This is a genomic window from Pseudomonas sp. lyk4-R2A-10 (assembly GCF_030209075.1).
Lineage (GTDB): Bacteria > Pseudomonadota > Gammaproteobacteria > Pseudomonadales > Pseudomonadaceae > Aquipseudomonas > Aquipseudomonas glycinae.
Genome location: NZ_JARVSR010000003.1, coordinates 321,074 through 336,123, shown reverse-complemented (window position 1 = coordinate 336,123; position 15,050 = coordinate 321,074). Strand labels below are relative to the sequence as shown.

Below are 15,050 nucleotides of genomic sequence, written 5' to 3'. Positions count from 1 at the left end.
TTTAGGGCGATTGACAATTGTCGGAAATTCCGTGAAGGTGGCGTACCCAAATCAAACGGGCGTATGAATTGAGCGTTTGTATTGCAGACTGCTCCTACAGAATCCCGACTATCGCGTTGGCGGGTGTGCCGGGTGGATGGGTGTCAGCATCGACGAAAAAGCGTCCTGCCGAGCCATTTGCCTGCGTCCGACGTGTACTGTTCAGCTTCCATATCGTGGAGATCAGTTGATGATTTACGAAGGTAAAGCCATCACGGTTAAAGCTCTTGAAAGTGGCATCGTCGAATTGAAATTCGACCTCAAGGGTGAGTCCGTCAACAAGTTCAACCGTCTTACCCTGAACGAACTGCGTCAGGCCGTAGACACCATCAAGGCAGATGCTTCGATCAAGGGCGTGATCGTCAGCAGTGGCAAGGACGTGTTCATCGTCGGCGCCGACATCACCGAATTTGTCGACAACTTCAAGCTGCCGGATGCCGAGCTGGTTGCTGGCAATCTCGAAGCCAACAAGATCTTCAGCGATTTCGAAGACCTCAACGTTCCGACCGTCGCCGCGATCAATGGCATCGCTTTGGGCGGGGGGCTGGAAATGTGCCTGGCAGCGGACTACCGCGTCATGTCGACCAAGGCCAAGATCGGTCTGCCGGAAGTCAAGCTGGGCATCTACCCTGGCTTCGGCGGCACCGTGCGTCTGCCGCGCCTGATCGGTGCCGACAACGCCATCGAGTGGATTGCCGCCGGCAAGGAAAACCGTCCTGAAGACGCGCTGAAAGTCGGCGCCGTCGATGCCGTGGTTGCCCCTGAAAAACTGCAGGATGCCGCCCTTGAGCTGATCAAGCGCGCCGTCTCCGGCGAGTTCGATTACAAGGCCAAGCGTCAGCCTAAGCTGGAAAAGCTCAGGCTGAACGCCATTGAACAAATGATGGCTTTCGAAACCGCCAAAGGTTTCGTGGCTGGCCAGGCTGGCCCGAACTACCCGGCCCCGGTCGAAGCGATCAAGACCATCCAGAAAGCCGCGAACTTCGGTCGTGACAAGGCGCTGGAAGTCGAAGCCGCAGGTTTCGTGAAACTGGCCAAGACCTCTGCCGCGCAGAGCTTGATCGGTCTGTTCCTGAACGATCAGGAACTGAAGAAAAAGGCCAAGGCCTACGACGAAATCGCCAAGGACGTGAAGCAGGCCGCCGTACTGGGCGCCGGCATCATGGGTGGCGGTATCGCCTATCAGTCGGCTTCCAAAGGTACGCCGATCCTGATGAAGGACATCAACGAGCACGGCATCGAGCAAGGTCTGGCTGAAGCCGCCAAGCTGCTGGTCGGTCGCGTTGATAAAGGCCGCATGACCGCCGCGAAAATGGCTGAAGTGCTCAACGGCATTCGTCCGACCCTGTCCTACGGTGATTTCGGTCACGTCGACCTGGTCGTTGAAGCCGTGGTCGAGAATCCGAAGGTCAAGCAAGCCGTTCTGGCGGAAGTCGAAGACAAGGTCAAAGAGGACACCATCCTCGCGTCCAACACTTCGACCATTTCCATCAGCCTGCTGGCCAAGGCCCTCAAGCGTCCGGAAAACTTCGTCGGCATGCACTTCTTCAACCCGGTGCACATGATGCCGCTGGTGGAAGTGATCCGTGGCGAGAAGTCCAGCGAGCTGGCCATCGCCACCACCGTTGCCTACGCCAAGAAAATGGGCAAGAACCCGATCGTCGTCAACGACTGCCCGGGCTTCCTGGTCAACCGCGTACTGTTCCCGTACTTCGGCGGTTTCGCCAAACTGGTCAGTGCCGGTGTGGACTTCGTCCGTATCGACAAGATCATGGAAAAATTCGGCTGGCCGATGGGCCCGGCGTACCTGATGGACGTGGTCGGCATCGACACCGGTCACCACGGTCGTGACGTGATGGCTGAAGGCTTCCCGGACCGCATGAAGGACGACCGTCGTTCGGCCATCGACGTGCTTTACGAAGCCAAGCGTCTCGGTCAGAAGAACGGCAAGGGCTTCTATGCCTACGAGGCCGACAAGAAGGGCAAGCAGAAGAAAGTCGCCGATCCGTCGGTACTGGAAGTGCTCAAGCCGATCGTCTACGAGCAGCGCGAAGTCACTGACGAGGACATCATCAACTGGATGATGATCCCGCTGTGCCTGGAAACCGTGCGTTGCCTGGAAGACGGCATCGTCGAAACCGCCGCCGAAGCCGACATGGGTCTGGTCTACGGTATTGGTTTCCCTCCATTCCGTGGCGGTGCGCTGCGCTACATCGACTCGATCGGTGTTGCCGAGTTCGTTGCCCTGGCCGACCAGTACGCTGATTTGGGCGCGCTGTACCACCCGACCGCGAAGCTGCGTGAAATGGCCAAAAACGGCCAGAGCTTCTTCGGTTAAGCGCCCCCAACTAGAGTGAGAGTGAACTTATGAGCTTGAATCCTAGAGACGTCGTGATTGTCGACTTCGGTCGTACTCCGATGGGCCGCTCCAAGGGCGGCATGCACCGCAACACCCGCGCCGAAGACATGTCGGCACACCTGATCAGCAAACTGCTGGAACGCAACACCAAGGTCGATCCTGCCGAAGTCGAGGACGTGATCTGGGGCTGTGTGAACCAGACCCTGGAACAAGGCTGGAACATCGCGCGCATGGCGTCGCTGATGACCCAGATCCCGCACACCTCGGCCGGCCAGACTGTCAGCCGTCTGTGCGGCTCGTCGATGAGCGCGCTGCACACTGCTGCGCAAGCGATCATGACCGGCAACGGTGACGTGTTCGTGGTTGGCGGCGTCGAGCATATGGGTCACGTAAGCATGATGCACGGTGTCGATCCGAACCCGCACATGTCTCTGTACGCGGCGAAAGCCTCAGGCATGATGGGCCTGACCGCTGAAATGCTGGGCAAAATGCACGGCATCACTCGCGAACAGCAGGACGCCTTTGGCGTGCGTTCCCACCAGTTGGCCCACAAGGCGACTGTGGAAGGCAAGTTCAAGGACGAAATCATCCCGATGCAGGGTTACGACGAGAACGGTTTCCTGAAAACCTTCGACTACGACGAAACCATTCGTCCGGAAACCACCCTGGAAAGTCTGGCGGCTCTGAAGCCGGCGTTCAATCCAAAGGGCGGCACCGTGACCGCCGGTACTTCGTCGCAGATCACCGATGGTGCTTCGTGCATGATCGTGATGTCGGCGCAGCGTGCACAGGACCTGGGTATCCAGCCTCTGGCCGTGATTCGCTCGATGGCGGTAGCGGGTGTGGACCCGGCCATCATGGGCTATGGTCCGGTACCGGCTACTCAGAAAGCACTGAAACGTGCCGGCCTGGGTATCAACGATATCGACTTCTTCGAGCTCAATGAAGCGTTCGCCGCACAGGCCCTGCCAGTGCTGAAAGACCTGAAAGTGCTCGACAAGATGAATGAGAAGGTTAACCTGCACGGCGGCGCGATCGCCCTGGGTCACCCGTTCGGTTGCTCCGGTGCCCGTATTTCCGGCACTTTGCTGAACGTGATGAAGCAGAATGGCGGCACCTTCGGGGTGGCCACCATGTGCATTGGTCTCGGCCAAGGCATCTCCACCGTCTTCGAACGCGTTTAAGCGTCTCGTCGATGGAAGCCGGGGCCAAGTGCCCCGGTTTTTGTTTTTGCGGATTTATTTTTGTTTTTATTTTGAAAAAATTTGAGTGAGGGCCGAAGCATGCCGATACAACCTGGGCTCTACCAACATTACAAAGGTCCGCAGTACCGCGTATTCAGTGTCGCGCGGCATTCCGAGACCGAAGAAGAAGTGGTCTTTTACCAAGCCCTGTATGGTGATTACGGCTTTTGGGTACGTCCCTTGAGCATGTTCCTGGAGTCCGTCGAGGTTGACGGGGAGCAGGTCCCACGCTTTGCTTTGGTGCAAGCCGAACCGAGCCTTTTTTCGAAGCCGTAAGGCGAGTGTGCGCAAAACCCTGCGCTTGACCTCACCTTGTAGCCACTATATATAGCGGTGCCGCGTCAGGCGCCAACCGCCTTTCACTTCTAGAATTCAGGAATTTTCTGATCCATGGGCAAATCGCTGGTCATTGTGGAATCCCCGGCTAAGGCCAAGACCATCAACAAGTATCTGGGTAACCAATACGTGGTGAAGTCGAGTATCGGCCATATCCGAGACCTGCCCACCAGCGGTTCGGCTAGCGCCAGCAAGGAGCCTGCCGCCAAGCGCGGCAAGGCTGCTGCGGGCGAAGCGCCAGCGCTGTCGCCGAAAGAGAAGGCGCGCAAGCAGCTGGTCTCGCGCATGGGTGTCGATCCCGAGCACGGCTGGAAAGCCAAGTACGAGATCCTCCCAGGCAAGGAAAAGGTCATCGAAGAGCTGCGCCGGCTCGCCAAGGATGCTGACACCATCTATCTCGCAACCGACTTGGATCGCGAGGGGGAAGCCATTGCCTGGCACCTGCGCGAAGCCATCGGTGGTGACGACAGCCGCTACAAGCGCGTGGTGTTCAACGAAATCACCAAGAAGGCGATTCAGGAAGCCTTCTCGGAGCCGGGCGAACTCGACATCGATCGAGTGAACGCGCAGCAGGCCCGTCGTTTCCTCGACCGCGTTGTCGGCTACATGGTTTCGCCGCTGCTGTGGGCGAAGATCGCCCGTGGCCTGTCCGCCGGTCGCGTGCAATCGGTTGCCGTGAAGCTGGTGGTGGAGCGTGAGCGCGAGATCCGTGCGTTCAACCCGGAAGAGTACTGGGAAGTGCACGCCGACCTCGGCACCGCCAAAGGCTCGACCGTGCGTTTCGAAGTCGCTCGCGAGAAAGGCGAAGCGTTCAAGCCGCTGAACGAAGCGCAGGCCACGGCCGCGCTGGAGAAGCTCAAGTCCTCCAGCTACAGCATCGTCAAGCGTGAAGACAAACCGACCAGCAGCAAGCCGTCGGCACCGTTCATCACCTCCACACTGCAACAGGCCGCGAGCAACCGCCTGGGCTTCGGTGTGAAGAAAACCATGATGATGGCCCAGCGTCTGTACGAAGCCGGCTACATCACCTATATGCGTACCGACTCGACCAACCTCTCGGCTGATGCCGTAGCGATGGCGCGCGATTACATCGAAACCGAGTTCGGCAAGAAGTACCTGCCGGAGTCGCCGAACGTTTACAGCAGCAAGGAAGGCGCACAAGAGGCTCACGAAGCGATTCGTCCTTCCGACGCCAACACCACGCCAGCCAAGCTGGCCGGCATGGAGCGCGACGCTGAGCGCCTCTACGAGCTGATCTGGCGCCAGTTCCTGGCTTGCCAGATGCTGCCGGCGCAATACCTGTCGACCACCGTCAGCGTCGCTGCTGGCGACTTCGAGCTGCGCGCCAAGGGCCGCATCCTGAAGTTCGACGGTTACACCCGCGTGCTGCCGCAAATCACCAAGCCTGGCGACGATGACGTTCTGCCGGACATGGCGCAGGGCGACGTGATGAAGCTTATAAAGCTCGATCCGTCCCAGCACTTCACCAAGCCGCCGGCCCGTTATTCGGAAGCCAGCCTGGTGAAGGAAATGGAAAAGCGCGGCATCGGTCGTCCTTCGACCTACGCAGCGATCATCTCGACCATTCAGGATCGCGGCTACGTGACCCTGCACAATCGTCGTTTCTATTCGGAAAAGATGGGCGACATCGTTACCGAGCGTCTGTCGGAAAGCTTCTCGAATCTCATGGACTACGGCTTCACCGCCGGCATGGAAGAGAACCTCGATGACGTGGCCCAAGGCGAGCGCGACTGGAAAAACGTGCTGGACGAGTTCTACGGCGACTTCAAGAAAAAACTCGAAGTGGCTGAAAACCCAGAAGCTGGCATGCGTGCCAACCAGCCGGTGATGACCGACATTCCGTGCACCACTTGCGGCCGTCCAATGCAGATCCGTACTGCATCGACCGGCGTGTTCCTCGGCTGCTCCGGCTACAGCCTGCCGCCGAAAGAGCGCTGCAAGGCCACCGTCAACCTGGTGCCGGGCGATGAAATCGCGGCGGACGACGAGGGCGAGTCGGAATCCCTGGTACTGCGCGGCAAGCATCGCTGCCCGATCTGCAGCACGGCGATGGACGCTTACCTGCTCGACGAGAAGCGCAAGCTGCACATCTGCGGTAACAACCCGGATTGCGCCGGCTACGAGATCGAAGAGGGCAGCTACCGCATCAAGGGCTACGAAGGCCCGAGCCTGGAATGCGACAAGTGCGGCAGCGAGATGCAGCTCAAGACCGGCCGTTTCGGCAAGTTCTTCGGTTGCACCAATCCGACGTGCAAGAACACTCGCAAACTGCTGAAGAGCGGTGACGCGGCACCGCCGAAGATGGATCCGGTGAAGATGCCTGAGCTGAAATGCGAAAAGGTCAACGACACCTACATTCTGCGTGACGGTGCTTCCGGCCTGTTCCTGGCGGCTAGCCAGTTCCCGAAAAACCGCGAGACCCGTGCTCCGCTGGTGATTGAGATTCTGCCGCACAAGGATGAGATCGATCCGAAGTATCACTTCCTGTGCGAAGCGCCGCAGAAGGATCCGGATGGTCTGCCAGCCGTGATCCGCTACAGCCGCAAGACCAAGGAGCAATACGTTCAGACCGAAGTCGACGGCAAGCCGACTGGCTGGAAAGCATTCTTTGACGGTGGCAAATGGACGGTTGAAGACAAGCGTCCGGCGAAAGCCAAGGCTTGAGCAATCGCTGATCTGAAGGTGTCCTGACTGGGCATCTTCAATACAAAAGGCCGCATGACAACCTTCGGGTTTTCATGCGGCCTTTTTGTTTAATGCTTGCGGTTGGATTGGCTGATCCATGACACTGTCCGGCCTGTGTGAAGCAATTATTTCGTTGTGGAGAGTGCCAACATGGCCCACGAACTCTATACCCGTACCAATCAGAAGATCTATTTCGCGGGTTTGTCGCTGGAAGCGCTGGCCAGGGCCGAAGAGGGGCGGGCGATGAACTCGCTGGCGCTGATTCAGGCCGGGCGCGAATCCGCACTGTTTCATCTCTACGGTGCGTTGTTGGGGCTGTGTCATGAAATCGCCGGCTTCTATCGTCTGCCGCAAGCCAATGCGTCGCGGGCGGAAGTCTTGCTGACCCGCGAAGTGCTGGAGTCGATTGCCATTCCTGAGCTGGCGGAGATGATCGAGCTGGCAGGTAATCCGGAGACCTGGCTGTCCAAATTGCTGGCTGCGCACTCGGCGCTGTTTCAGCCGCCACGGGTGCCACACAAGCCGAAGGGTGATGTGACGCAGCCGTTGATTCAGGCGGTGAATCTGGATGAAGAAGAGGCGGTTGAAGAGCTGAGCCGCGAAGAGCTCGAGATCTGGCGGCAGAACCTCAAGGGGCTGGCGATCCGTTTCCGTGAAGGCTTGAACGAGTGCTGAGGAGCTGTGGACTGGCGGCGACGAGAGGCGTGCTGCTGGTCAAGATCCCGAGCGAAGCCTGAATGATGTCTATATAATCCCTGCCTTTCGTGGAGAACAGACCTATATGCCAACGTCCTTTCTAGAAATTGTCGAGCTACCAGACGGCCGAATCGAACTGCGCAGGGCCGAGGACGAGGGTTCTCTGGTGACTCTGGATTTCTCCGAGGATGCCAAGGCGTTTCTGCAGGGCCAGCACGTTGAAATTGCCAAAGCGATGTTGAGCGTCGGCGTGCAAATGGCGGGGCGTATGGTTGAAGGTGAATTCGATAAGGATGAGGGGCCGCGGGTTCTTCATTGATCCGCTGTCTGTCAGTTACTGCTCCAGATCGGCTTCTCTATCCCTGGAGAAGCCCTGCGCTTTATATGGCGCGCTTTGTTGCTGAATCACCCCAAACGAATGTTCAGGCTTTGAGCGTCCCCGGTGCGGGCGGCGCTGATCAGCTGTTGCCGTGACCCTGCGCTCAGTGGATTTAGCCACGTGACGACCGTGTGGCTGCGGCCCAGGCGTAATGCCTCACAGGCCAGTTGCTGCGTGCTTTGAGCGCCGCGCGGTTGCAACAGCAGGATGCGTTCTCGATTCAATCCAGCATCCCGCAACCAGGTCTGGGTCAGGCTTGCAGGCGGTGCAATCAGGGTCAGCCAGCGTGCGTCCTGATCTTCACTCAATTCGCGAAGAATCGGTGCCAGCAGGCTCAGGCAGTTCCCGGCCGCGCCGCGCAGTGACAGCTCGCTGAACGCTTCAGGTTCGGTATTCCACGGACGCTCGACGACATCCTTGAGGATGGGGGCGAGGGGTTGCGCCAGAAACGCTTCGAACAACGGCAATTGTGTTTGCTGAGGTGCGTGTGGGAACTGCATAAAGCCTCCTTTAGCGGCGGATAACGCCGACACTCAAGCCTTCGATCACCAGTTCCTGATCTTTCAGGTTGACTTCGATGGGGGCGAACTCGGGGTTTTCGGCAATCAGCCAGACTTTGCTGCCGTCACGCTTGAAGCGTTTGACGGTGACTTCGTCGCCGATCCGCGCAACCACGATCTGACCGTTGCGTGCCTCGCGAGTGGTATGAACCGCCAGCAGATCACCGTCGAAAATGCCGATGTCCTTCATGCTCATGCCATGAACGCGCAACAGGTAGTCGGCACGCGGATGAAAGAAGGCCGGGTTGATGTTGCAGGACTCTTCGATGTGTTGTTGGGCGAGAATCGGCGCGCCGGCAGCTACTCGACCGATGATCGGCAGGGTGGATTCGTCGACCTTGGCTTCAAAACCGGGGATCCGAATGCCGCGCGAGGCGCCGGGAGTCATCTCGATCGCGCCTTTGCGGGCGAGTGCCTTGAGGTGCTCTTCGGCCGCATTGGGCGACTTGAAACCCAGTTCCTGAGCGATTTCCGCACGGGTCGGCGGGTAGCCGTTGTCTTCGAGGCAACGTTTGATAAAGGCCAGAATCTCGGCTTGGCGTGGCGTCAGTTTAAGCATATTGATCGCTCTGTCTTTTTATACAGTGACTGGGATTATATACAGTGAAGCGGTCTTGGCAATGATCGTTTTTTGCCATGCCGCCGGACGGTCAGTGACGACGCCGATTAATGTGGCGTCCTTGTTGTGGTTAAATATCTGACCGACCATTCCCAAAACGAACTGGCAGGCTTGACAAGGCATAGGCTGAAACGTATGTTTCAAACAAGTGTTTGTCAGGCGGAGTAGCCATGGCCCAGTCGGAAACCGTTGAACGCATTCTTGATGCTGCAGAACAGCTGTTCGCGGAAAAAGGTTTCGCTGAAACCTCATTGCGTCTGATCACCAGCAAGGCAGGGGTCAACCTCGCTGCGGTGAACTATCACTTCGGCTCGAAGAAGGCGCTGATCCAGGCGGTTTTCTCGCGCTTCCTCGGTCCGTTCTGCATCAGTCTCGACAAAGAGCTGGAGCGCCGCCAGGCCAAGCCAGAGAACAAGCCTTCGCTCGAAGAGCTGCTGGAAATCCTCGTCGAGCAAGCGCTGGTGGTACAACCTCGCAGCGGCAACGATCTGTCGATCTTCATGCGCTTGCTCGGTCTGGCCTTCAGCCAGAGCCAGGGCCACCTGCGGCGTTATCTGGAAGACATGTACGGCAAGGTATTCCGTCGCTACATGTTGCTGGTGAACGAAGCTGCCCCGCGCATTCCTCCGATCGAACTGTTCTGGCGCGTGCACTTCATGCTCGGTGCCGCAGCATTCAGCATGTCGGGTATCAAGGCCTTGCGCGCGATTGCCGAGACCGATTTCGGTGTCAACACCTCCATCGAGCAGGTAATGCGTCTGATGGTGCCGTTCCTGGCAGCCGGCATGCGTGCCGAAACCGGTGTCACCGACACGGTAATGGCCACCGCGCAGTTGCGGCCACGCAGCAAATCCGCGCCGGCACCTGCCAAGGTTTAACCGTCCATGGGTGGGCGCGGCAGCTGACATCCGCTAAGCTAGCCGCCCATGTCGACTCTCGTTCTGAACCCGTTTCTCATTGAAATCACCGACCCGCCGGACAATGCCCCAGGCGGTGATTTTGTGGGCGACGGGTTTTTCGTTTTCAAGGAATCTCTATGACTGCTGGCCTGCAAGGCTCGTTGATGGTGGACGTCGCCGGTACCTGGCTGACGGCCGAAGATCGCCAATTGTTGCGCCAGCCCGAAGTGGGCGGCCTGATCATCTTTGCCCGCAACATCGAGCATCCGCGCCAGGTGCGCGAGCTGAGCGCGGCGATCCGTGCCATTCGTCCGGACTTGCTGCTGGCGGTGGATCAGGAGGGCGGCCGCGTCCAGCGCCTGCGTCAGGGCTTCGTCCGTTTGCCAGCCATGCGCGCCATCGCTGACAACCCGAACGCCGAGTATCTCGCCGAACAATGCGGCTGGATCATGGCCACCGAAGTGCTGGCGGTCGGCCTCGACCTGAGCTTCGCGCCGGTGCTGGATCTGGATTACCAGCGCAGTGCCGTCGTCGGCACCCGCTCGTTCGAAGGTGACCCGGAGCGCGCCGCGCTACTCGCCGGTGCGTTCATCAAAGGCATGAACAACGCCGGCATGGCCGCCACCGGCAAGCATTTCCCTGGCCACGGCTGGGCGGAAGCCGACTCCCACGTCGCAATCCCCAACGACGAGCGCAGCCTTGAAGAGATCCGCGCCAACGACCTCGTGCCGTTCGCCAGACTCAGCAAGCAACTGGCCGCCGTCATGCCCGCCCACGTCATTTACCCGCAAGTCGATGCACAGCCCGCCGGTTTCTCCCGGCGCTGGTTGCAGGACATCCTGCGCGGCGAGCTGCAGTTTGACGGCGTGATCTTCAGCGATGACCTGTCGATGGCCGGCGCGCATGTAGTGGGCGACGCCGCCAGTCGTATCGAAGCGGCTCTCAGCGCCGGTTGCGACATGGGCCTGGTGTGCAACGACCGCGCCGCCGCTGAACTGGCCCTGAGCGCTACGCAGCGCATGAAGGTCAAGCCGTCGCCGCGTATCGCACGCATGCGCGGTCAGGCATTCGCCAACACCGAATACCGTCAGGATCCGCGCTGGCTGACCGCTGTCGGTGCGCTCAAAGACGCTCAACTGATCGATTAAGGATTTTTCGCTATGACGGTTTACGCAATCATCGGCGGCACCGGCCTGACCCAGTTGGAAGGCCTGAGCATTCGTCAGTCGCTGGCGGTGGATACGCCCTATGGCGCGCCATCGGCCGAGGTTCAGATTGGTGAGTACGCCGGCAAGGAAGTGCTGTTCCTCGCTCGCCACGGTCATCCGCATCGCTTTCCGCCGCACAAGGTCAACTACCGCGCCAACCTGTGGGCGTTGAAGCAGGCCGGAGCCGAATCGATCATTGCGGTCAACGCCGTGGGCGGGATTCATCCTGCAATGGGCACCGGACATTTCTGCGTGCCGCATCAGGTCGTGGACTACACCAGCGGTCGCGAGCACACCTATTTCGCCGATGACCTGGAACATGTCACACACATCGACTTCAGCTTTCCCTACAGCGAACCGCTGCGTCAGCAATTGATTGCTGCGTTGGCCGCCGAAGGTTGCGAGTACAGCGATCAGGGCGTTTACGCCTGCACCCAAGGCCCGCGTCTGGAAACCGTGGCCGAGATCGTGCGCCTGGAGCGTGACGGTTGCGACATCGTCGGCATGACCGGCATGCCGGAAGCGGCGCTGGCCCGCGAGCTGGATCTGAATTACGCCTGCCTGTCGTTGGTGGTGAACCCGGCGGCGGGCAAGACCACTGAAGTGATCACCATGGCCGAGATCGAGCAGGCGCTGCATGACGGGATGGGCAAGGTGAAATCGACGTTGGCGCGGGTGCTCAAGGGCTGAGTCTGGCTCCGCAATGACGTGACTGAACAAGCGCTGAGAATCTCAGCGCTTTTCAAACTTGTCCGGCAACGGCGCAAACAGCGCCTCGATATCATCACTCTGCAACTTCCAGTCCCCGGCCTTGCGCCCATCCAGCACGCCGGCCGCCAGGTCGGATTTCTCCCGCTGCAGAAGCTGAATTTTCTCCTCGACCGTGCCCCGGGCAATCATCTTGTAAACGAACACCGGCTTCTCCTGACCAATGCGATAGGCGCGGTCGGTTGCCTGATTCTCGGTCGCCGGGTTCCACCACGGATCGTAGTGAATCACCGTGTCCGCTTCTGTCAGGTTCAGGCCCACACCACCAGCCTTCAGGCTGATCAGAAAGATCTGACGCTTGCCGCTCTGGAATTCCTTCACCGGGGTGCGTCGGTCACGGGTCTGTCCCGTCAGAAGCGCATACGCGACATTGCGTTTTTTCAGCTCGTCCTCGATCAGTGTCAGCATCGAAGTGAACTGCGAAAACAGCAGAATCCGCCGACCTTCCTCAAACAGCTCCTCAAGCATTTCCATCAGGCTGTCGAGCTTGCCCGATGTGCTGCCGCGGGCGGGCAGGGTGGCGTCGTTGACCAGGCGCAAATCGCAGCAGACCTGGCGCAGTTTGAGCAACGCTTCAAGAATAATGATCTGACTGCGCGCCACACCTTTGCGAGTGATCTCGTCGCGAACCTTTTTATCCATGGCCAGGCGCATGGTTTCGTACACGTCGCGCTGCGCCTCGTTGAGATCGACCCAGTGAATGATCTCGGTTTTCGGTGGCAACTCAGTCGCGACCTGTTCCTTGGTGCGGCGTAGCAGGAACGGTTTGATCCGGCCGTTGAGGTGCTGAAGTCTGACTTCGCTGGCGCGTTTTTCGATCGGCACACGGTAATCGGCGTTGAAGCTTTTGATGTCGCCGAGCCAGCCGGGCAGCAGGAAGTGAAACAGCGACCACAGTTCGCCCAGGTGATTTTCCAGCGGCGTCCCGCTCAGGCACAGACGCTGACGCGCATTGAGTTCACGGGCGGCCTGGGCGGCTTTGCTGTTCGGGTTCTTGATGTACTGCGCCTCATCCAGCACCAGCACGTGCAGTGGCTGCTGGGCCAGACGTTCGACATCCTTGGGCAGCAATGCATAAGTGGTGAGGATCAGGTCGTAATCGGCCAGATGCTCGAAATGCTTTTTTCTGCTGGCACCGTACAGGGCGACAACCTTGAGTTGTGGCGTGAAGTGCGCCGCTTCGTCCAGCCAGTTGGGGATCAGGCTGGTAGGCATCACCACCATGCACGGTCGATCCAGTCGCCCTGCGTTTTTCTCGCTGAGAATGTGCGCCAGCGTCTGCAGGGTTTTACCCAGGCCCATGTCGTCCGCGAGAATCCCGCCGACCTCCAGTTGCCGCAACGACTGCATCCAGCTCAAGCCTTCGAGCTGATAAGGACGCAGCGTCGCATTCAGCCCCTTCGGTGCCTTGGCGCTGTAATCGCGGATGTCGCGCAAGCGTTGGGCGAAGCTGCGGATCTGCTCGCCACCTTCCCAGAGCAGGGGAATGCCTTCCAGCGAATTCAGGCGCGTGGCGTCGGCTTTGCTCAGGCGCAGGGTGGTTTCGCCCGGCTCCTGCAAATAAAACTCGCCCAAGGTCGCCAGCACCGGTTTCAGCCGGCCGAGGGGCAGGGCGACTTGCAGCGGCCCGTGCTCGCTGTTGCGTTGCGGGATGTTCACCAGAATCAGTTCATCGTCGCGACGGCGGGCGAGACGTTCCGGGTTGAGTATTTCCGTGTGCGAACGCATCAGGTTGAGCAGGATCGGCAACAGGCTCAGGCGCTCACCGTTAACGATGATCCCCAGCTCCAGATCGAACCAGTCGCGCTCCGGCGTTTGCTCGACGGTGGCGTACCAGTCGTCGACGGCGGTCAGGTCGAAACCGAACTCATCGTCGACCAACAGCTCCCAGCCCTGGGTGCGCAGCTTCGGCAGATCGTTGAGGGTGAACGTCAGCCAAGCGCTGTCGTTGACCATCTCGTAAAGTTCGCCGGCGCTTTCCGGCAGGGCCTTGCTCTGCCGGGTGGCAATGCGGAAGCCGAGAATTCGCAGTTGCTCGCGGTAGCTCTGTTCGACGTCCGGGTGGCGCTTGACCCGCAGGGTCTGGGCTTCCTGGCGAATCAGAATGTCGCTGTTTTTCTGCCCGCTGACGTATTCGTCGAGGTAGCTGAAGGACAGCGCCGCACGGTGCTGGATGTAACGCTGCATCTTGCCGTTGCGCGGCTCGAACGCGCTGAACTCGACGCTGGCCAGCCACAGGCGCGGCACTGGCTGCACATTGTCCACCAGCACTTGCGGCGGCGCTTTCGGGCTGCGGTTTTCCAGCACGGCCTGGAGTTTTTCCAGCAGTTCGGCGTCTTTGGCAGCAGCGGGGTATTCGAGGGTTTCCTGCACTTGCAGCAACACCGCCGCGCAATGTTTGCAGTTGCTGTGCACCGGGCAGGTGCATGTGGCGTCGACCATCAGCAACGTGCCTTTGGCCGACTCACGCAGATGAATCGTCTGACGGTAGACGTTACCGCCAGAGCCTTCGCAGCTGGCGGTAATGGTCGCGTCGCCGACCTGCACGAATCGCACCCGGTTTTCCAGCGCGTAGCGACGGCCACGCTCCAGGCTTTGTTCCTTGAATCGGCTGACCCAGGAGGAGGCCAGCGGTTTACTCAGTGGCGGGGGCATAAGGACTTCGATCAGTCCGGAACGACTTCAGGCGCTTCCCGAGGCGCGGGCGCCGTCAGTGAAGTGATCTTGATCAGCAGGGCCAGATGGCCGTTGTCGAGGTAGTTGAGTTGGCCATTTTTGGTGTGGCTGTCCTGTTTCAGGCGCTCGCTGGCTGTGACCATGCCGTTGGCGTCGATCTGGTTGACCCAGAAGTCGGCGTTCACGTCGGTGAAGCGCCCGAGCTTCATTTCAATCGTGCCTTCGATCGGGAACTGGCCGAACTGCTCCTGACCTTCGCTGACCGCCACTTTGGCAGGCGTCTCGCCCAGCGTCTGCTGCCAGGCTTTGTGCATCAGCACGCTGTATTCGCCGCTGGCGGTGAGTTTGGTCACAACATCGTTCAGCGCCGGGGTGCGTTTGCTGTCATCGCCCAGGCGTTGCGCGCCGGCCGCCCAGTCTTCCGGTGCGGCGCGGCTGACAATCGCCGGCACGGCGTTCTGGCGTACCAGAATCATTTCGACCTGATACAGGTCATCGGCAAACGCCGTCGGTGCTACGAGCGTCAGTAGCAAAGTCAGAGAGCGAAACAGGCGCATGCGG

13 protein-coding genes are annotated in these 15,050 nt (G+C 59.6%); 9 read left to right on the top strand and 4 right to left on the bottom strand.

The window, feature by feature from the left end:
• Positions 1–229: 229 nt before the first annotated feature.
• From fadB to QRN46_RS07450, 6 genes are all read left to right on the top strand, one after another.
• Positions 230–2,377, top strand: a complete 2,148-nt coding sequence (fadB, locus tag QRN46_RS07475) for a fatty acid oxidation complex subunit alpha FadB (RefSeq protein ID WP_011335195.1) — start codon at positions 230–232, stop codon at positions 2,375–2,377.
• Positions 2,378–2,406: 29 nt separating this feature from the next.
• Entirely contained in the window at positions 2,407–3,582 is a 1,176-nt protein-coding gene (gene fadA / locus QRN46_RS07470; protein WP_007953060.1) for an acetyl-CoA C-acyltransferase FadA, read from the top strand.
• A 99-nt stretch (positions 3,583–3,681) separates the two neighbouring features.
• On the top strand, positions 3,682–3,918 hold the full coding sequence (locus QRN46_RS07465) for a DUF1653 domain-containing protein (RefSeq protein ID WP_007953059.1): 237 nt from the start codon (positions 3,682–3,684) through the stop codon (positions 3,916–3,918).
• A gap of 114 nt (positions 3,919–4,032) precedes the next feature.
• Positions 4,033–6,663, top strand: coding sequence for a type I DNA topoisomerase (gene topA / locus QRN46_RS07460; protein WP_007953057.1), 2,631 nt, complete (start codon positions 4,033–4,035; stop codon positions 6,661–6,663).
• Between the two features lie 171 nt (positions 6,664–6,834).
• Entirely contained in the window at positions 6,835–7,359 is a 525-nt protein-coding gene (locus tag QRN46_RS07455; protein ID WP_011335194.1) for a DUF6586 family protein, read from the top strand.
• A gap of 106 nt (positions 7,360–7,465) precedes the next feature.
• Positions 7,466–7,699, top strand: coding sequence for a hypothetical protein (locus tag QRN46_RS07450; protein WP_007953047.1), 234 nt, complete (start codon positions 7,466–7,468; stop codon positions 7,697–7,699).
• 86 nt (positions 7,700–7,785) lie between these two features.
• Here QRN46_RS07450 and sulA read toward each other — a convergent pair whose 3' ends face one another.
• Together sulA and lexA are read right to left on the bottom strand one after the other, a co-directional pair.
• Positions 7,786–8,259 (bottom strand): SOS-induced cell division inhibitor SulA, encoded by a 474-nt coding sequence (gene sulA / locus QRN46_RS07445; protein ID WP_011335193.1) that lies wholly within the window; start codon positions 8,257–8,259, stop codon positions 7,786–7,788.
• Between the two features lie 10 nt (positions 8,260–8,269).
• Positions 8,270–8,878, bottom strand: a complete 609-nt coding sequence (gene lexA, locus QRN46_RS07440; RefSeq protein WP_007953044.1) for a transcriptional repressor LexA — start codon at positions 8,876–8,878, stop codon at positions 8,270–8,272.
• 230 nt (positions 8,879–9,108) lie between these two features.
• On the opposite strand from lexA, the gene QRN46_RS07435 reads away from it, so the two are divergent.
• The 3 genes from QRN46_RS07435 (at position 9,109) to QRN46_RS07425 (ending at position 11,735) form a co-directional block, all read left to right on the top strand.
• Complete coding sequence (locus tag QRN46_RS07435) at positions 9,109–9,816, top strand: TetR/AcrR family transcriptional regulator (RefSeq protein WP_011335192.1); 708 nt, start codon at positions 9,109–9,111, stop codon at positions 9,814–9,816.
• Positions 9,817–9,986: 170 nt separating this feature from the next.
• On the top strand, positions 9,987–10,985 hold the full coding sequence (gene nagZ / locus QRN46_RS07430; RefSeq protein ID WP_181457897.1) for a beta-N-acetylhexosaminidase: 999 nt from the start codon (positions 9,987–9,989) through the stop codon (positions 10,983–10,985).
• Positions 10,986–10,997: 12 nt separating this feature from the next.
• A complete protein-coding gene (locus QRN46_RS07425; protein WP_011335190.1) occupies positions 10,998–11,735 on the top strand; it encodes an S-methyl-5'-thioinosine phosphorylase in 738 nt (245 codons plus the stop codon).
• 42 nt (positions 11,736–11,777) lie between these two features.
• Here the strand turns inward: QRN46_RS07425 and QRN46_RS07420 are convergent, their stop codons facing one another.
• Together QRN46_RS07420 and QRN46_RS07415 are read right to left on the bottom strand one after the other, a co-directional pair.
• Positions 11,778–14,468: a DEAD/DEAH box helicase gene (locus QRN46_RS07420; RefSeq protein ID WP_201820403.1), complete on the bottom strand. Its 2,691-nt coding sequence runs from the start codon at positions 14,466–14,468 to the stop codon at positions 11,778–11,780.
• 11 nt (positions 14,469–14,479) lie between these two features.
• Positions 14,480–15,046, bottom strand: a complete 567-nt coding sequence (locus QRN46_RS07415; protein WP_007953029.1) for a CsiV family protein — start codon at positions 15,044–15,046, stop codon at positions 14,480–14,482.
• Positions 15,047–15,050 lie beyond the last annotated feature (4 nt).